A 17,015-nucleotide genomic window follows, 5' to 3' on the forward strand; every position below is an offset into this window, starting at 1 on the left:
GCCCTTGTTCGATCTGGTCTGGTCAACCTGACCAGACCAGAGATATCCTGAGAAGGTGACCGATGTGGTGAACGTGCAGGAGGCGAAGACCCGGCTGTCGGAGCTGCTGAAGCGGGTCGAGGCCGGTGAGACGATCACGATCGCCCGAGCGGGAACACCGGTGGCCGAGCTCCGGCCGAGCACACCGGTGCAGCCCACCTTCGGGGGGCTTGTCCCCGGCCTCCAGGTGGGCGAGGCGTTCTTCGAGGACCTCAGCGACGAGGAGCTGTCCCGCTGGGAGGGCGGTCAGTGAGGTACCTGCTGGACACCCACGTGCTGCTCTGGCTCGCGGGCGATGCGGACCGGGTAGCCCAGCGGGTGCGCACAGAGCTGGCGGACGCCGCCGAACGCAGGGTGTCGAGCGCGAGCGCGATGGAGATCGCGTTGAAGACCCGCCTGGGCAAGCTTCCCGGCGGGGACGGCGTGATCACGGGGTGGGATCGCATCGTGAGAGGGTTCCTCGCCACCGAGCTGCCGTTGACGGCGGCACACATGCTGCACGCCGGAGCGATGGACTGGCCGCACCGCGACCCGTTCGATCGCATGCTCCTCGCCCAGGCGACCATCGAAGGGCTCGTGCTCGTCACCCAGGACCGCCGCATCACCGCCTACCGAGGAATCCAGACGCTGACCTGGTGACCGGGACCACAACGACCATCGTGGGTTCGCCTTGCTACTCAGGCATCATCCAGCGCACACCCTCGAAGCGTTGGAAGTCGTTGTCGTAGGAGACGATCTGCCCGCCGTGCTCCCGGGCGATCGCCGCGATGTGGGCGTCGTTGACCAGGTTGCCGCCGACACCGGTGGACTCCAGCAGCGGACGAAGAACCGCCAGGTGGCTGGCCGCCGGCTCGAGCACCGTCGCCGGCGGGCGGTCGAGCCACTCGTTGACGATGTCGATGGCCTGCGTGGCCGTGAGCGGGTTCGTCTGGATGGATGAGTGCGTGCTCAGTCGCAGGAACGCGACCAGCACGATCCAGCAGAACCCGATGGTCTCGCTGCCGCTCAGCGCTCGGCTCAACCAGGTGTGCGCCTGCTGGTGCCTGGCCGCGGTGGTGTCGACCGCGTAGAGCAGGACGTTGGTATCGACGACCTTCACTTGCCGAGCCCGGTCTTGCGGATCAGCTCGGCGTCCTCGAGCTCACCGGCGAGCTGGGTCGCCTTGGTGAGGTCGACGCGCGCGCCGAGCTCGTAGGTCGGCGACTGGTAGGGCTCCTCGTCGCGCGGCTGAGCCAACGCGCGGCGCAGGGCGTCGTTCACCGCGGTCTTGAACGACACCCTCCGTTCTCGCATCGCCCGGGCGACCAGCGCTTCGACGTCAGGGTCGAGCGTGATCGTCGTGCGCATGCTTGCATCATATCATCAGGCGATTTGATGCACTGATGCCTACGGACCAGATCGCGAACGCTCCCTTTCGCGGCGACACGCCGACCGGGAGCCGCAAACCAGAGCGTTCGCGACCCCTGCGCGAACCCTGCGCGATCCGATCAGGCGGCGCGGCGGCGGGCCATGGACTCCATCTGCTCGATCACCAGGATCACGGCGTCGGCACGCTTGTCCGGCGGGTAGTCGTACTTGATCAGCAGCCGCTTGACCGAGGAGCGCAGCTTGGCGCGCACATCGTCGCGCACGGTCCAGTCGGTCTTCACGTCCCGGCGCATGATCCGCACCAGGTCGCGGGCGATCTGCGCCAGCACCGGTTCGCCCTGCAGCTCCAGCGCCGACGGGTTGGCGGCCACCGCGTCGAAGAACGCGAGCTCCTCGGTGTCCAGCGGCGGGTCGAACCGGCGGCCCCGGTCCTGCTCCGTGGCCAGGTCGCGGGCCATCGCCACCAGCTCGGCGATCACCTCGGCGGAGGTGAGGTTGGAGTTGATGTACCGGGTCATCACCTCCTGCAGCCGGTCGGAGAACGCAGCGTGCCGGACGGCGTTGCCCCGGGTGGCGGTGCGCGCCTCGCTGGCTACCAGCGCGCGCAGGGCTTCGATGGTCAGGTGCGGGGTCTTGCTCGCCTTGGCACGCTGGGCGAAGTCGGTGTCGATCTGGTCGATGCGCACCGTCCCGAGCCCGGCCTCGGCGTAGATGTCCAGCACATCCTCGGAGGTGAACGCCTTCGCGGCCAGCTCGGCGAGCAGGCGCTGCACGTCGGCGGGGATCGGCTCGCCCCGGGCCTGCCGGTCCTCGGCGTCCAGCTTGCCCATCCAGACCCGCAGGTCCTCGTAGAACCGGGCCTCCTGGGTCAGGTCGGCGATCTCCTCGGTGCGTCCGCACAGCGCCCAGGCCCGGGACAGCCGGGCGGCCAGGCGCCGGAACCTGGACTCCCGGGACTCCTCCCCCTCAGCCGGGGCGTTGCCCGGGGTGTGCGGGCTGCGCAGCCAGTTCAGGGTGCCCATCACCGCATCCACCCACCCGCGGGGGCTGCCGCGGCCGGCCTCGAGCCGCTCCCGCCAGCCGGAGCCCTGCAGCACCGCACGCAGCTGGGCCACCAGCTCGCGGGCCACCGCGGCGGCATCGGCCACCTCCTTGCCGACCGGTTTGGCGCCCTGGTCGTCGGCGGTGTACTCCGCGAGCGCGTCGGCCAGGCTGTCGGCGATCGGAGCGTAGGCCACCAGCAGGCCGGCGTTCTTGCCGCGGAAGGTGCGGTTCACCCGGGCGAGGGTCTGCATCAGCAGCGCCCCGCGCATCGGCCGGTCCAGGTACAGGGTGTGCAGCGGCGGGGAGTCGTAGCCGGTGAGCATCATGTCCTTGACGATCACCAGCTCCAGCTCGTCGTCAGGATCCTTGAGCCTCTTCTTGATCACCGCGTTGGCCGAGTCCCGGCGCACATGCTGGGCCACGGCGCCGGTGTCGGCGGGGGTGCCGGAGTAGACCACCTTGATCTTCCCGGCGTCCAGGTCCTCGGAGTGCCAGTCCGGGCGCAGCGCCACGATCGCCTCGTACAACCGGGCGCAGATCTCCCGGGTGGCGCCCACGATCAGCGCCTTGCCCGGCGAGCTGGTCTGACCCGGGCGAGCCCCGCCGTCCGGCGAACCATCCTGACCATGGTGAGCCCCGCCGTCGGGCAATGACGTGCTGCCCGGCCGGACCAGCTCGAGCATGTCGTCCCGGCGCGCCTCCCAGTGCGCCACCAGGTCCTCGGCGAGCTCACGCATCCGCTTCGGTGCCCCGTAGACGGCGTTGATCACCGCCACAGTGCGCTCCAACCGGTCCCGTTCAGCATCGTCCAGCCCGGTGGTGACCTCGTCCGCCGTGGCGTCGATGTCCTCCGGGGTGAGGTCGTCGGCCAGGTCCACCTTGACCAGCCGGGACTCGAAGTACACCGGTACGGTCGCACCGTCCTCCACCGCGCGGGTGAGGTCGTAGACGTCGATCACGTCCCCGAACACCGCCCGGGTGTTCCGGTCGGCGGTGGCCACCGGGGTGCCGGTGAAGGCGAGCAGGGTGGCGTTCGGCAGCGCGTTCTTCAGGTGCCAGGCGTACCCGTCCAGGTTGTCGTAGTGGGACCGGTGCGCCTCGTCCACGAGCAGGATGATGTTCGAGCGTTCGGACAGCACCGGGTGGGCCGCGCCGGACTCCCGCTCGGCGGTGGTCAGGCCGAACTTCTGCAGCGTGGTGAAGTAGATGCCACCGGTGCGCCGGGCGCTCAGCTCCTCGCGCAGCTCGGCGCGGCGGCGCACCTGCCGGGGTTGCTCGCGCAGCAGCCGGGAGCGGGTGAAGGTGTCATAGAGCTGCCCGTCCAGCTCGGTGCGGTCGGTGACCACCACGATCGTGGGGTTGCGCAGCGCCGGGTGGCGGGCGACCTGCGCAGCGAACAGCTCCATCTCCATCGACTTGCCCGAGCCCTGGGTGTGCCAGACCACTCCGGCGCGCCCGTCCCCCTCGACCGCTGCGACGGTGGCGCCGACCGCCTTGGTCACCGCGAAGTACTGGTGCGCCTTGGCGACCCGTTTGGTCAGCCCGTCCTCCCCGGCGTCGAAGGCGACGAAGCCGCGCAGCAGCTGCAGGAACCGGGTCTGGTTGAACAGGCCGTCCAGGAGCACGTCCAGGGCGGTGGCGGACGCATCGCCGATCACGGTGATGCCGTCGGTGGCGCGGGCGTGGTCGCCGGTGGCGGTCGGGCTGACCACGGCGCCGTCGTCGTCGACGTTCCACGGGGCGTAGTGATTCAGCGGGGTGAACGGGGTGCCGTACTTGGCGACCACCCCGTCGGAGACCACCGACAGCACGCAGAACCGGAACGCCTCCGGCAGCTCGCGCACGTAGGTGGCGATCTGCGCCTGGGCGGTGGCGATGTCGGCGACCGAGGAGGCGTTCTTCAGCTCCATGATCACCACCGGCAGCCCGTTGAGGTAGAGCACCAGATCGAAGCGGCGCTCCACCTCGGGTGTGACCACGGTGACCTGGTTGACCGCGAGCCACTCGTTCTCCTCCGGGGTGGCCCCCAGGAGCCGGATGGTGGGGTTGTGCTCGCGCCCGTCGGCCACGTAGCTGATCCGGTAGCCCTCGGTGAGGTAGTCATGGATGCGCTTGTTCTCCGCGATGGCATCCGAGGATGCGGGCCGCAGGATCTCGGCCATCGCCTGGTCCAGGTACTGGCGCGGCACCTCGGGGTTGAGCCGGCGCAGCGCGGCGCGGAACCGGGACGGTATCGCCGGTTCGGCCCAGCTCTCCCGCTGGGGCTGTTCGCCCAGGCTGGCGTAGGCGGGATGGCCGACGGCGGAGGTCGCCCCGGGTGCGATGTCTCGCCCGGTCAGGGGTTGCCAGCCGAGGGGCTCCTCGGCCAGCCGCTCCAGCGCGAGCTGTTCCCAGTCCGATTCCCGCACGCTGCTTTCCTCCGTCGCCACCCGTTGAACGCGAGCCTAATGGCGCGCTGGCAGCCATGGTGGCCGATCGGGTGGACCGGTGGTCGCGGCGGGGCGATAAGGCGGTTATCGGACTGCCGAAGAGATCCTGGCCCACGCCGACGAGCTTGCAGCCCGGTTCGAGGGCTACGAGCCCGATCCGTCCGAGGAGGTCGGCGGCGAGGCCGTAGCGGCACTGCGCAGCGCTGTCGGCGCGCGATCGGCAGCGGAGCTACCGATCACCAGAGGGGTGCTCGGCCTCGGCGACCAACGTGGCCAGGCGACGTGCGGCCGCCCGGGCGCGTTCGCCGTCGACCTGCTGGATCGCCAGCACCGACAACACTCGGCCATCGGACAGGTCCAGCTGCACCCAGTCCCGCTCACCGAAGCGCACCGAGACGATCTGTTCCCAGTCCAGCCACCTGGTGCCGAGGATGTTGCGCACCCGCAGCCCGTCCCGGGAGGGGAACGCCGCCACGCTGCCGACCAGGTGCAGGAACACGCAGAACACCAGGGCCAGGGCGGCGGTGGAGATCTGGAAGTTCCGCGGCGGCTGGTCGAACCGGTTGGTGAGCGGCACGAAAACCACCCAGCCGGCGACGATCGCCACGATCACCACGATCGAGACGATCCGGGTGGCCCGGGACCGGAACGGCGCATAGAGCGCGTCCGGGTCGGAGCCTTGTTGCCGGTCTGATGGATCAGCCGCACCGGAGCCCATCACGCACCCCTCAGCCTCGATTGCCGCCCAGCGTAGGTGCGGACGCCGGCTCCCGCACCCGGGCGGTGCGGGAGCTCAGCGCCTCCGGCGGGTGCTCATGCGGCGCGGGAGTCGTGCACTGCTGCCTGGATCTCGGCATCCGGGCTGATCACGGCGCCGTGGCGCACTCGGGCGCCGGCACCGATGTGCGAGCGGCTGCCGATACGGGCCCGCTCACCCACGAGCGCGCCCGGGCCCACCCGGACGGCGGTCGCCAGGTAGGCGCCCGCGCCGATCCGTGCACCAGGCTCGACCCAGCAGCTGGCGCCCAGGCGCGCGTCGGCGCCCACGGTCGCGTCCTGGTCCACCCAGGCGTTCTCCTCGATCCGTGCACTCGGGTCGACGGCAGCACGCATCGCGACCATGCCGCCACCGTTCTCGTGCCGGCGGTACCGCACGATCGTGCCGTCCTCGAGCTCCAGCTCCTCGTACTTCTTCTTGCGCACAGGCACCCCTTTCTCTTCTGGCCCCATGTTCCCTGAATGACATAACGATCGAGGGGGTCCGATAATTCCCGGACGTGAGCAACGAGCGGTCAGCCACGACCTGGGCACCCGTGCGGGTGCGAGCACCGGACGTCATCGGGTGATCGTCTGGTGAACCATCGCGCGCTTCGCCGGGCTATCGTCGAAGGATGATCAACCCCGTTGCCGCCACCCGGGCCAGGCTCGCGCGGTCGCTGCGCGCCCGGGTCGCCGGACCCAGGGCGGAGAAGCGTTCCACGGCGATCTGGTTGGCGCCCGGGGAGCGCCGGCACCGGGCCGGTGACCCGATCTGCCGGGTGCACGGGCATGCATCCATGTACGTCGGCGGCATCCGGGCGCTGCTGCTGCAGTCGCTGCACCCGTTGGCGATGGCCGGCGTCGGGGAGCACTCCGGCTATCGGGACGATCCGTGGGGGCGGCTGCAGCGCACCAGCGAGTTCATCGCGATGACCACGTTCGGGCCGATCACCTCCGCCGAGAAGATGATCGACAAGATCAACCGGGTGCACGAGATGGTGGTCGGCACCGCCCGGGACGGGCGCCCGTACGCCGCCACGGACCCGCACCTGCTGTCTTGGGTGCACGTGGCGGAGATCGACAGCTTCCTCGCCGCCTACCAGCGCTACTCCCGCGCCCCGTTCACGCCCGGCGAGGCGGACCGGTACGTGGACGAGACCGCCTACGTGGCCTCCCGGCTCGGTGTGCTCGACCCGCCGCGCACGGTCACCGAGCTGCACGCCCAGCTGGCTGACTTCCGCCCGGAGCTGGAGGCCAGCCCCGGCGCGAAGGACGTGGTGCGGTTCCTGCTCAAGGAGCCGCCGCTGCCACTCGGGGCCCGGCCGGGATTAAGCATGCTCGCCGCTGGTGCGGTGGGGCTGCTGCCCGGGTACGCCCGCGAGCTGCTCGGCCTGCGCCTGCCGGGACGCTTGCGGCGTATCGACGCTGGCGTGATGCGCCACGTGGCGCAGCCGATGGGCACGGCCGCGACCGCCGTCGTGGGCTGGGCGCTCAGCGACCCGAGCGAGATCCGCAACCAGGACGGCAGCGTGGCGCCGGTGGTGCGATCGACCGTGTGAGGTTCCTGCTCACTGCCTGCTGGAACTCATCCCATCTGCCCTCTGGGCTTCCTGCTGTCTCCTTGTCTCGGTGAGATCGATGCAGGTGTGCCGTCGTCGAGTTATCCACACCCCCTCTGCGGCTGCGGCCGGTGCTCCGGCACGCTGGAGGGATGAGCAAGAAGAAGCGTCGGCGCAAGAATCGGCCACAGTCAGCGGGTGGTCAGCGGTCGCGCTCCGCCGGCAACCCGGTGCCCGCACCGGGCACCCGATCCCGGACAGCAGCCGGCCGGTCCGACCCGGCACCGTCTACCTCCCAGCTGACAGCGCCTGGAGCTGGCGCCGCTGCGCGCGATGATGGCTCATCGAGCACCGCCGATGCGCAGATCCAGGTCATCGTCGGGCTCATCACCACCGGCGCACTCGACCTGCACCTGGGCACGGTGCAGGCGGCGATCAGCAAGCGGCACCAGGACCGCCGACGGGATGCCTCCCACCAGGCGGCCGCCGAACTACGCATCGGCGACCGGGTGTGCCTCACCGAGCACATCCGGCCGATGTACATGCGCGGTGCCACCGGCACGCTCACCGGCTGGGCACAGCAGAACGCCATCGTGCACCTGGACCAACCGACCGGCCGCTTCCCCGGCGGGGAGATCCGTTGCCCACCACTGGGACTGCGGCGGCTCGAGGCGTCGGCGTGATGCGGAGCTCAACCCACGCTCCTCGACCTGCCGCGGAAGGCTACAGTGCAGCCATCCGCCATCGACGAGGAGGCCAGCCATGCCGCTTGAGAACGCTTTCTACACCGCCGAGATGCAAGGCGACTACCAGCTGCACTCGATCGGGAGGTTCGAGCTCGAAGAAGGCGGGGTGATCGAAGACCTGCAGCTCGCAGTTGCCACGTACGGCACGCTGAACGCCGACAAGTCCAACGCGATCCTGATCCCGACCTGGTTCTCCGGCACGCACGCCACCTGGGAGGAGGTCTACATCGGCCCCGGTCGCGCGCTGGATCCGGCGAAGTACTTCATCGTGGTGGTGAACCAGATCGGCAACGGTCTGTCCACCTCACCGCACAACACCGGCGATCCGGCGATCGCGATGTCGAAGTTCCCGCACGTGCGCATCGGTGACGACGTGCGCGCCCAGGAGCAGCTGCTGCGGGAGGTCTTCGGGATCGAGACGCTCGCGCTGGTGGTCGGTGGCTCGATGGGCGCTCAGCAGACCTGGGAGTGGGCGGTGCGGTTCCCGGAGAAGGTGCTGCGAGCCGCGCCGATCGCCGGCACCGCGCAGAACACTCCGCACGACTTCCTGTTCACCCAGACCCTGCTGGAGGCGATCACCTCCGACCCGGGATTCGCCGGCGGCGAGTACTCCTCGCACACCGAGGTGGCTGCCGGCCTGGGTCGGCATGCGGACATCTGGGCGGTGATGGGCCTGTCCACCGACTTCTGGAAGACGGAGTTCTGGCGTGGTGTGCCCGCACCGGAGGGTGAGGAGCCGTGGCGCGACTTCGAGGACTTCCAGGGCCGGTTCTTCCGTGCACTGTTCCAGTCGATGGACCCGAACGCGCTGCTGGCGATGGGCTGGAAGTGGCAGCGCGGAGACGTCGCCCGGAACACCGGCGGTGACCTGGCCGCGGCGCTGGGCCGGATCACGGCGCGCATGTTCGTGCTGCCGATCGACCGCGACATGTTCTTTCCGCCCGCGGACTGCGCCGCCGAGCAGAAGCTCACCCCGGGCAGCGAGCTGCGCGTGCTGCACTCGATCGCCGGACACTTCGGCCTGTTCGGCTTCGAGCCCAGCTACCTGGCCGAGGTGGACGCCCACCTGGGGGAGCTGCTCGGCACACAGGTCTGACCCGCGAGCGGCGAGTATCGTCGAGAGGGCCGGTGGCGCGCCGTCGGGAGGAGGACCAGTGAGCCCGATCCCCGAGGTCATGCGCGCTGCAGTGGTGCGCGAGCTGGGCAGCACCAGCGCGATCCACGTCGAGCAGGTTCCCGTCCCGGCACCGGGCCCCACCGATGTGCTCGTGCGGGTGCTCGCCAGCGAGGTCAACCATGTCGACGTGTTCGTGGTGACCGGTGCCTACCCCACGCCCACGCCGTTCCCGTTCGTCGTGGGCCGTGACCTGGTCGGTGAGATCGTGGCCGCCGGGGAGGGCGCCGGGAGCCTGCGCGTGGGTGAGCGGGTGTGGACCAACAGCCTGGGCTATGCCGGCCGCCAGGGCGCACTGGCCGAGTATGCGCTCGTGCCCGCCGACCGCACCTACCGGCTGCCGGCCGCCGCTGACCCATTGGCTGCGGCGGCGGTGCTGCACACCGGCGCCACCGCCGCGACCGGTCTGCAGCACCGGGCACGGGTCGGCATCGGCGACACGGTGCTCATCGGCGGCGGTGCCGGTGGGGTGGGCTCAGCGGCCATCCGGATCGCCTCCTGGGCCGGGGCGCGTGTGATCGCCACGGCGCGTGTGGAGGACGCGGCCTGGTGCACCGCTCTGGGCGCGCAGGAGGTGCTGGACTACCGTCAGGCGGACCTCGATGACCGTCTGCACGAAGCCGCCCCCGAGGGAGTGGACATCTTCTGGGACACCTCAGGCCACTACGACCTGGCGGCGGCCACCGAGCTGCTCGCGCCTCGTGGCACGCTGCTGCTCACCGCGGGCCTGGCTACCCGGGCACAGCTACCGGTCGGTGCCTTCTACACCCGGGACCTGACGATACGCGGGTTCGCCATGTCCGGTCTCAGTGCCGACGAGCTCGCCGCTGCCGCCCGCACCGTCAACCACCTCATCACCACGGATTCCCCCGTCGTCCGCGCGACGGAGGTGGTCGAGCTCGACGGCGTGGCGGGCGCGTTCGAGCGCATGCGTGCCGGCAGCGTGCGCGCACGCCTCCTCGTCCGGCCGTGACCTGCGCTGGGCCTCGAAGGCTGCATCGGGCAGCGCTGGACTCCTGCGGGCGCAGGCACCGGAGCCCTTCGATCCTCTGTGCGATGGTGGGGCCATGCAGGTCAAGGAGGCGCAGGCAGATGTCCGACGCATCTATCGGGGAGGGTTCGCTGGGCCGCTCGTCTCGGCACTGATCTGGTCCGCGGCCGCTGCCGTCTACCAGTGGGGCTCGTCAGCAACGGCGATGGTGGTGCTGTTCTTCGGCGGCATGCTGATCTTCCCGCTCTCCACGCTGGTGCTGAAGATCGCGGGCGGCCCCGCCTCGCTACCGAAGGGGCATCCGTCGATCGCGCTGGCAACGCAGGCAGCGCTGACCGTGCCCCTGGGCTTCCTCGTGGCGATCGCGCTCGGGACCTACGAACCGTCCCTGTTCTTCCCCGCGGCGCTCATCATCGTCGGCGCGCACTACCTGCCGTTCATCTCCCTCTACGGGATGTGGCTGTTCGGGGCTATCGCAGGCGTTCTCGTCGCCATCGGCGCAGTGGCGGTGTACTGGCTCCCGAACCTTCGCGAGGTCAGCGGGTGGGTCGGTGCGGCAGTTCTGCTCGTGTCTGCGCTGCCCCTCTACCTTTCCTACCGCACCTCACGCCACGACGAAGTTCCACAACCGGCCTGAGCGCCGTCGACCGCGGTGGGGCCCTGCCAGAGCACCCCACCGCAGCGACAGCCAGCAGGCTCCCGGTCACCTGCTGTAGATCAGGTACGGGCGGCGCTTGCGCTCGAAGGAGTACTCGTCGGCCCGCCACGAGGCAATGATCCGCTCGGCGGACACCCCGCCCTCGAACAGCCGCTGGAACATGCCCGAGCCGGTGAGCAGGCCGATCCAGCGCCCGGGGGTGTCACCGTCCAGGGCCCGCCAGGTGAAGTCGTCGTACAGGTCGCGGGCGGCAGTCATCATGTGCGTGGCCACGTCGATCGAGGACACCTCGCGCGGGTCGGTGATGTGCACCTGGACCCCGGCGCACACCTCCCCCTCGTGCTTGGAGAAGGTGGGGTTGAAGTACGCCTCCCGGAACTCCACGCCCGGTAGACCGCGCTCGTTCAGCTCGGCCGCCCACCGGTGGTCGGCGTACGGTGCGCCGATCAGCTCGAACGGCCGGGTGGTGCCACGCCCTTCGGACATGTTGGTGGCCTCGAACATCCCGGTGCCGTAGTAGAGCAAGGCGGTCTCCGCCGTCGGCATGTTCGGGCTGGGCATCACGAACGGCAGCCCGGTCTCGGCGAACAGCATGCTCGGCTCCCAGCCGGCCACCTGCACGACCTGCACCTCCTCCAGGGTCGCTCCCCCGGCCTCCTCGAGCAGCTCGCCGTTGAAGTAGCGGGCGACCTCGCCCACGGTCATCCCGTGCGCCTGCAGGATCTTGTCCTTGCCGACGCCGGAGGTGTACCCGTCGCGCATCATCGTCCCGTGCGGGGTGCCGCCGACCGGGTTGGGCCGGTCCAGCACGATGAAATCCTTGCCGGTGCGGGCGGCGGCGATCATCGCCTCGTACATGGTCCAGATGTAGGTGTAGAACCGCACCCCGACGTCCTGGATGTCGAAGACGATCGTGTCCACCCCGGACTCGGTGTAGAACTCCTCGAACTTGGCCGCGTCCGCGCCGTAGGCGTCGTAGACGGTGATGCCGGTGCGCTCGTCGACGTAGGTCCCTTCGGACTCACCGGCCTGGGCGGTGCCGCGGAAGCCGTGCTCCGGGCCGAAGACCGCGCCGATGTCCACCGCACCGGAGGCGTGCATCGCGTCCACGATGCTGATCAGGCCGTCGGCGATGATGCCGGTCGGGTTGGTGATGATGCCGATCCGGCGACCCTCGAACACCCGCCAGCCGTCGGCGTGGGCCACATCGGCGCCGGGCAGCACCGCGGCATCCCTGCTGGGCGTCGGTTCGGCGTGGGCCCTGCTGGCACCGGGCAGCACGCTCGCGGCTACTGCTGCGGCGCCGATACCGGCACCGGCCAGCATGCCGCGGCGGGAAACTGGGGAACTCATCGTCAGCTACTCCTCGTCATTGGGGGCCTACCGGACGCTCCCTCGTCCGGCGGGGGCCCGGTCCGCTACGACCGGCCGCATCACCACCTCGCGATGCAACTTCTCTACCCGCTGCTTGACGATGCCGTAAGCCATTTGCGCTGTCAACGTGCGCCACGGTCCGTCTCCTCGAGATGTGTCGCGATTTCGACGGCGGAGCTCACCGGGGCACGGTTACGTGCACTGTCCGCTCTCGTACGCACGTCGTATGGTCGCGAATCCCGGAGGGTCGCCACCTCCTACGCGACCCGTCGCAAGAGCGTATCTTTTCCTGTCTCATTCCGATAGCGTGATTGTCTCAGAAGTGCGATGATGGCCACATGGCTACCAAGCACACCGTCGATACCTTCGCCGACTCGATCCGGCTGGACATACACGACCTTGTGCGCGAGCTCAACGCGAACGTCGGCGCAACCGTGGTGGCCGCGATGACCGGCGCGGGTTCTCGCACGTTGCCCTACAAATGGGCGAAAGGCGTCGCGCCGCAACAGCGGTTCGTCGACCGGCTACGCCTGGGCTACCGCGTGTGGCGGGTGGTCCAGGACGAGGAGGGCCCCAACATCGCGCTCGCCTGGTTGACGGGCGCGAACCCGCACCTTGGCGAGACCACTCCCGTCAGCGCGATCCGAGAACTGCGCACACAGGAGGTCGTCGGCGCCGCCGAGGCATTCAGCGCCAGCAACGCCGCATGAGCACGATCTCGGGCGGGCAGGTCTGCACGCGCACTGGCGTTTACCTGCTGCCAGCCCGAGGCGAAGATGGCTATCGCGTGACGAAAGATCGCTATGTCCGAAGCGGCGGAGTGAACTCCGCGCGAGAGAACGTCCATGTCGGCCCACTACCGGCAGATGTGATCGAGGATCGGGGCCGCTTCGACACACTTGGTCGTACCGTCTATTTCGCCGACAGCGCCGAGGTGGCATTCGCGGAGGTGCTCCAAGGGTTCCGACGGACGCGTGTGGCCATCGCTCCCGACGCCGAGGCTGCCGGCGTCTCCTACGAGGAGTACCTGGAGGCCGTCACGACAGAAGCACAGAACAATGGTCGGGATGTGCCGTGGGCCGTACCGTGCGACTGGCAGATGCACCGTTCGATCTACCGAGCGGAGATGCCGACGCAGGGATGGTGGGTAGCCATCGACCACCCCATGACTCATGCTGCACTCACGGAGGCGCTGGCGGTCGATCTCTACCAGCTCGGTTATCGTGGTGGCGCAGCGCTGCACTCCGGTCTGCTGGCCAGCGACGATCGAGCTCTGACTACCACGGTCGCCGAACACGTACGGGCTCTCGTCCTCGCGGACGGATCTCTGCCGTTGGGGATCTCGTTCCGGTCCAAGACCGAGGTCGGGCGCTGCTGGGCATTCTGGAATCGACGGGCCGACGACGGCCTGGACCCATCGGCTAACGACCCTGCACTCCGTGAAGAACGCAATGTCGACGGTCCAGCGTTTCGGTACGTGGCCGAACTGTATGAGCTACCTGTCCTGGGGAGCCGCACATAGACGCGACCTCGCAGCGTCGAGGTCGTCACTACGTCGGGCGGCGGACCAGCACCAGTCCAGGCACGCACCCGGTCAGGACCCCGGCAGACATCGCTGCAGCCGCCGGGCGAAGTCGCCGAGGAACTCCGAGCGGTAGCGGCTGACCCACCGGGCACCGAGCGCGGGTCCGATCGCCTGGGCCGGGTCCGGGTCGTCGGTCCACCACCGCGGGTGCTCCGGCGAAGCGGCAGCGGCCTTCTCAGGCGTCGGTAGCACGCTGGTGAAGGCACCCTCCAGGCCGTCCAGGCCCGGATGGGTGCTGCGCACCCGGTAGGGCACCTCCCCCAGGCGATACACACTCAAGGCGAACGTGATGCTGCCCGCCTGAGCGACGCCGTCGGGACATGGGCCCTGTTCGCGACCATCGACCAGCAGGTGCGTACGATCGCTGGCCCCGTACCCCTCCGGCAGCGGCAGGGTGAGCTCCAGGACGGCGTTGACCTCCACCTGGTCCGCGGCCGTGGTCAGGCGGGTGAAGTGCCGGCGTCGGTCGGCCCACAGCGGCACGAACCGCCCGCCCCAGCTGGGCGAGTCCGGGACCCGGTCGCCGTGCAGCAGCCAGGTGAGGGTGGGTGAGTCGCCCATCTTCACCTGCGGCAGCTGAGCGGCGAAGAAGTCGCCGAGGGCCCCGTGGCCGGCCACGTGCTCACGCACGAACGCCTCGTTGTCCACCGGGCGGGGATCGTCGCGGTCGGGTTCGAAGAAGCCGCGGTAGGTGGAGTTGGACTCGATCATCGCCAGCGTGGGGTGGTGGGCCTCGAGGTAGCGGTAGGCGTTGACGCTCCACATCGTGTTCGGGCCGCCGATGTAGTGCACCCGCAGGTGGTCGGCGATGTCCGGGGCCTCGTGCAGCGCCTGGGCCACATCGTCCAGCCCGCCCCAGACGAGCACGTCCAGCACCCGCTCGTCCTCGGCCCGCGCGCGCTGGACGATCCAGTCCGAGCCCTCGGTGGTGCCGGTGCGCCCGTGGTGGTCGGCCCGGTCGATGGCGCCCTGCTTGACCAGCGCGCGCAACGCATCCGGCTGCGGGTAGTGGGCGTGCCGGCGCAGCTGGTCGAAGTCGTGCTCGTAGCAGTCGATCACCCGGTGGATGTCTGCGGCCCGACCCTCGCCGTACGGGGAGGAGAGCAGGCCCTCGAGGTCGAGCACGTCCGCGTACAGCAGCAGGTGCACCATCGACTGGAAGTCGTCCGGGTCGGTGCCGCCGATGTCGGTGGAGACCAGCACACGCGGGCGCTGGTGGTCGGGGGTGGTCATCGTCCGGCGGCGTCCCTCTCGTGGCGGGCGACTAGGGCCCCTCAGCCTAATCCGCGGGCCGGCGTTGGGCCGGTTGGACACGTACCAGTGATGGCCGCCTCCCATCCAGCCGAGAGATCGCCAAATGCCTAACGTCACGGTCGTCGACGTCGACCACGGGTGGATAGAAGTGGTGGATTGCTGCATTCCGCCACCTGACGTACAGGTCGCAGCACGTTGGCTCGAGAGTTGGCTTCGGTGTTCGACGCTTGCCCCACCAGTAGCCGGGTATCAGTTCACGCCCGGCCGTACGTCGTCACCGGCCCCGGTGGTGTCCACCACCGGATCGAAGCCGGAGGCGGTGGTGTGTACAACCACGCCGTGGGAGGAGCCGTCCGTGACCACGACAGCAGGCAGCGAGGAGTCACTGGGGCCGGAGGAGATCGTGTTCTTCCGCACCATGAACTCGCTCGTGGCGACCAGCTCGATCGCTCCGCAGGAATCGTCAAAGGTGTTTCCGGCCACCCATACCTGTCGGCACCGCTCGGCGTGAACGGCCCAGGTGCCGCGACCGTCGGCATCGCGACCCTGGCTGAACTGGTTGTCTTCGATCACCACGTCGCTGATGTGACCGTCCTCGATGCCGCGTAACCAGATCACCGACTGCTCAGGGTTGCCTGGTGACGGGGCGAAACCGGTGAATGTGTTGTTGCGGATCTCGATATCAGCGGAGGCGTTGGGGGCGAAGGTGCCGTGCTCGATATCAGGCAAGGGCGGGCGGGTGTCGAGGGCGCCGTAGTCGACCGAAACCACCGAGATCGCCCGGGTCGAACGTGGTTCGGTGCACACGAACTCGTTGTCGGCCACCACCAGACCGCGCACGGCGGGGAAGTGGATGGTCCCCGTCCAGGGGCGGACATTGGCCTCGTCCTGCTCCGGGCTGGACGGGGAGTCGATCGGATCGACCACGCGGTTTCTGCGAAACTCCACCGCGTTGTAGTGATGCCCCTCCCGGACGGCATGAGCCCCGATCGGGTTGGGTGCCGGATAGCGCACCCCGTTGACCTCCAGGGGCAGGAACTCGCAGTCCAACACCGACACCTCCCGGGTGAAGAGCGCATCCATGCCTGCGTCCTCGTCCCGGTGTGTCAGTGACCCCGGCATCGACTGGTCCAGCTGGATGCACTCGCTGGTCGCCGAGGACGCCTGGCGTGACAGGAATCCAGCGAACACACAGTCGCGGATGGTGATGCGGCGGCAACCGTTGAGATCGAAGGTGTGCCCGCTGCCCTGGGCCTGGATGAAGCGGCACCTCTCGACCACGATGTCCTGGGCATGATTCAGGGCGAAGGCGCAGGCAGTGAACGGCTGCTCGTAGTCGGCCTGGAAGGTGAGGCCATCGACCCGGACGTTGCGGGCGCCGGACCCATAGCCTTGCTGGCTCCCGGAGACGCTGGTGAACCAGGCGTAAACCGACGGTGCCGCCGTTTTGCGAAGCACCGCCCCGTTTGAGGTGATGTGGACGTCACTGGCCAGTGGGACCGTCTCGTTCACCAGGTAGGTCCCGGCCGGCACGACTAAGGTGCCGCCACCTCCGGCCGCCAACTCGGCCATCGCACCCCGGAAAGCCGGCGTGTCATCGGTCATCCCGTCGGCGACCGCGCCGTGGTCGGTGACGTCAACCTCTAGCGCTGACCCCGGCGGGGGCGGCGTCGCTCGGGCTGAGGGGAGCGCGGGATCGAGGCAGACCACTCCTCCAGCTAGGGCGTGTCTCTCATTTTCGTAGCCAGGCGATGACGGCGCAGAGGACGACGCCGGCTCGGTAGCTGATGGCGTGCTTGTCGTAGCGGGTGGCGATGGCGCGCCATTGCTTGGCTAGGCCGAATTGTCGTTCGACGACGTTGCGACCGGCGTAAGTTCTCTGGTCCAGGCCAGGCGGGCGACCTCCGCGCGAGCCTTTGGTCTTGCGGGAGGCGATCTCATCGGATTTCTGCGGGATCACCGCCTTGATGCCCCGGGCGGCGAGCATCCTGCGGATCTTGCCCGAGGAGTAGGCCTTGTCCGCGACCACCGCATC

Annotated in this window: 18 protein-coding genes; 9 read left to right on the top strand and 9 right to left on the bottom strand. The window is 69.3% G+C overall.

Features of this window, described 5'->3' with window-relative positions:
• Window positions 1-55 precede the first annotated feature (55 nt).
• Together K338_RS0117765 and K338_RS0117770 are read left to right on the top strand one after the other, a co-directional pair.
• Window positions 56-292: a type II toxin-antitoxin system Phd/YefM family antitoxin gene (locus K338_RS0117765; protein WP_027287001.1), complete on the top strand. Its 237-nt coding sequence runs from the start codon at window positions 56-58 to the stop codon at window positions 290-292.
• Window positions 289-678: a type II toxin-antitoxin system VapC family toxin gene (locus tag K338_RS0117770; RefSeq protein WP_022919510.1), complete on the top strand. Its 390-nt coding sequence runs from the start codon at window positions 289-291 to the stop codon at window positions 676-678. Before K338_RS0117765 ends, K338_RS0117770 begins: the two co-directional genes overlap by 4 nt.
• Window positions 679-712: 34 nt before the next feature.
• Here K338_RS0117770 and K338_RS0117775 read toward each other — a convergent pair whose 3' ends face one another.
• From K338_RS0117775 to K338_RS0117795, 5 genes are all read right to left on the bottom strand, one after another.
• Window positions 713-1,138: a type II toxin-antitoxin system VapC family toxin gene (locus K338_RS0117775; protein WP_022919511.1), complete on the bottom strand. Its 426-nt coding sequence runs from the start codon at window positions 1,136-1,138 to the stop codon at window positions 713-715.
• Entirely contained in the window at window positions 1,135-1,386 is a 252-nt protein-coding gene (locus K338_RS0117780) for a ribbon-helix-helix domain-containing protein (protein ID WP_022919512.1), read from the bottom strand. The genes K338_RS0117775 and K338_RS0117780 overlap by 4 nt, the downstream gene beginning before the upstream one ends.
• Window positions 1,387-1,526: 140 nt before the next feature.
• Complete coding sequence (locus K338_RS0117785; RefSeq protein WP_022919513.1) at window positions 1,527-4,859, bottom strand: type I restriction endonuclease subunit R; 3,333 nt, start codon at window positions 4,857-4,859, stop codon at window positions 1,527-1,529.
• Between the two features lie 250 nt (window positions 4,860-5,109).
• Window positions 5,110-5,598 carry a PH domain-containing protein gene (locus K338_RS23735; protein ID WP_022919514.1) on the bottom strand — a complete coding sequence of 163 codons (489 nt, stop codon included), beginning with the start codon at window positions 5,596-5,598 and terminating at the stop codon, window positions 5,110-5,112.
• Window positions 5,599-5,693: 95 nt separating this feature from the next.
• A complete protein-coding gene (locus K338_RS0117795) occupies window positions 5,694-6,089 on the bottom strand; it encodes a DapH/DapD/GlmU-related protein (protein WP_245543001.1) in 396 nt (131 codons plus the stop codon).
• Window positions 6,090-6,271: 182 nt separating this feature from the next.
• Between K338_RS0117795 and K338_RS23740 the strand changes: the two genes are divergently transcribed.
• The 5 genes from K338_RS23740 (at window position 6,272) to K338_RS0117820 (ending at window position 10,746) form a co-directional block, all read left to right on the top strand.
• Entirely contained in the window at window positions 6,272-7,198 is a 927-nt protein-coding gene (locus K338_RS23740) for an oxygenase MpaB family protein (protein ID WP_022919516.1), read from the top strand.
• Between the two features lie 152 nt (window positions 7,199-7,350).
• Window positions 7,351-7,881, top strand: coding sequence for a hypothetical protein (locus tag K338_RS0117805; protein ID WP_022919517.1), 531 nt, complete (start codon window positions 7,351-7,353; stop codon window positions 7,879-7,881).
• Window positions 7,882-7,960: 79 nt separating this feature from the next.
• Complete coding sequence (locus tag K338_RS0117810) at window positions 7,961-9,040, top strand: alpha/beta fold hydrolase (RefSeq protein ID WP_022919518.1); 1,080 nt, start codon at window positions 7,961-7,963, stop codon at window positions 9,038-9,040.
• Between the two features lie 58 nt (window positions 9,041-9,098).
• Window positions 9,099-10,091 (top strand): NADPH:quinone reductase, encoded by a 993-nt coding sequence (locus tag K338_RS0117815; RefSeq protein ID WP_022919519.1) that lies wholly within the window; start codon window positions 9,099-9,101, stop codon window positions 10,089-10,091.
• Between the two features lie 94 nt (window positions 10,092-10,185).
• On the top strand, window positions 10,186-10,746 hold the full coding sequence (locus tag K338_RS0117820; RefSeq protein ID WP_157612608.1) for a DUF7010 family protein: 561 nt from the start codon (window positions 10,186-10,188) through the stop codon (window positions 10,744-10,746).
• A 66-nt stretch (window positions 10,747-10,812) separates the two neighbouring features.
• Here the strand turns inward: K338_RS0117820 and K338_RS0117825 are convergent, their stop codons facing one another.
• Window positions 10,813-12,120: an exo-beta-N-acetylmuramidase NamZ family protein gene (locus K338_RS0117825; protein ID WP_022919521.1), complete on the bottom strand. Its 1,308-nt coding sequence runs from the start codon at window positions 12,118-12,120 to the stop codon at window positions 10,813-10,815.
• A gap of 359 nt (window positions 12,121-12,479) precedes the next feature.
• Here K338_RS0117825 and K338_RS25900 point away from each other — a divergent pair, with 359 nt between their 5' ends.
• The gene (locus K338_RS25900) at window positions 12,480-12,851 is read left to right on the top strand and encodes a hypothetical protein (RefSeq protein ID WP_022919523.1); all 372 of its coding nucleotides are present in this window, start codon (window positions 12,480-12,482) and stop codon (window positions 12,849-12,851) included.
• The gene (locus K338_RS25720) at window positions 12,848-13,663 is read left to right on the top strand and encodes an RES domain-containing protein (RefSeq protein ID WP_169579585.1); all 816 of its coding nucleotides are present in this window, start codon (window positions 12,848-12,850) and stop codon (window positions 13,661-13,663) included. Before K338_RS25900 ends, K338_RS25720 begins: the two co-directional genes overlap by 4 nt.
• A 72-nt stretch (window positions 13,664-13,735) precedes the next feature.
• Here the strand turns inward: K338_RS25720 and K338_RS0117840 are convergent, their stop codons facing one another.
• The 3 genes from K338_RS0117840 to K338_RS0117850 all read right to left on the bottom strand — a co-directional run.
• Window positions 13,736-14,959, bottom strand: coding sequence for a DUF1593 domain-containing protein (locus tag K338_RS0117840; RefSeq protein WP_022919525.1), 1,224 nt, complete (start codon window positions 14,957-14,959; stop codon window positions 13,736-13,738).
• A gap of 270 nt (window positions 14,960-15,229) precedes the next feature.
• Window positions 15,230-16,690: a glycosyl hydrolase family 28-related protein gene (locus K338_RS0117845; RefSeq protein ID WP_281166626.1), complete on the bottom strand. Its 1,461-nt coding sequence runs from the start codon at window positions 16,688-16,690 to the stop codon at window positions 15,230-15,232.
• Window positions 16,691-16,712: 22 nt separating this feature from the next.
• The coding region (locus tag K338_RS0117850; protein ID WP_022919527.1) for an IS5/IS1182 family transposase at window positions 16,713-17,015 on the bottom strand (303 nt) is incomplete at its 5' end.

The sequence above is a fragment of the Ruania albidiflava DSM 18029 genome (assembly GCF_000421225.1).
Taxonomy (GTDB): Bacteria; Actinomycetota; Actinomycetes; order Actinomycetales; family Beutenbergiaceae; genus Ruania; species Ruania albidiflava.

Bases quoted from the DNA above. Each gene is read 5' to 3' on its own strand.
- K338_RS0117780 (WP_022919512.1), bottom strand. From the start codon at position 1,386: ATGCGCACGACGATCACGCTCGACCCTGACGTCGAAGCGCTGGTCGCC.
- K338_RS23735 (WP_022919514.1), bottom strand. From the start codon at position 5,598: ATGGGCTCCGGTGCGGCTGATCCATCAGACCGGCAACAAGGCTCCGAC.
- K338_RS23740 (WP_022919516.1), top strand. From the start codon at position 6,272: ATGATCAACCCCGTTGCCGCCACCCGGGCCAGGCTCGCGCGGTCGCTG.
- K338_RS0117805 (WP_022919517.1), top strand. From the start codon at position 7,351: ATGAGCAAGAAGAAGCGTCGGCGCAAGAATCGGCCACAGTCAGCGGGT.
- K338_RS0117810 (WP_022919518.1), top strand. From the start codon at position 7,961: ATGCCGCTTGAGAACGCTTTCTACACCGCCGAGATGCAAGGCGACTAC.
- K338_RS0117820 (WP_157612608.1), top strand. From the start codon at position 10,186: ATGCAGGTCAAGGAGGCGCAGGCAGATGTCCGACGCATCTATCGGGGA.
- K338_RS0117825 (WP_022919521.1), bottom strand. From the start codon at position 12,120: ATGAGTTCCCCAGTTTCCCGCCGCGGCATGCTGGCCGGTGCCGGTATC.
- K338_RS25900 (WP_022919523.1), top strand. From the start codon at position 12,480: ATGGCTACCAAGCACACCGTCGATACCTTCGCCGACTCGATCCGGCTG.
- K338_RS25720 (WP_169579585.1), top strand. From the start codon at position 12,848: ATGAGCACGATCTCGGGCGGGCAGGTCTGCACGCGCACTGGCGTTTAC.
- K338_RS0117840 (WP_022919525.1), bottom strand. From the start codon at position 14,959: ATGACCACCCCCGACCACCAGCGCCCGCGTGTGCTGGTCTCCACCGAC.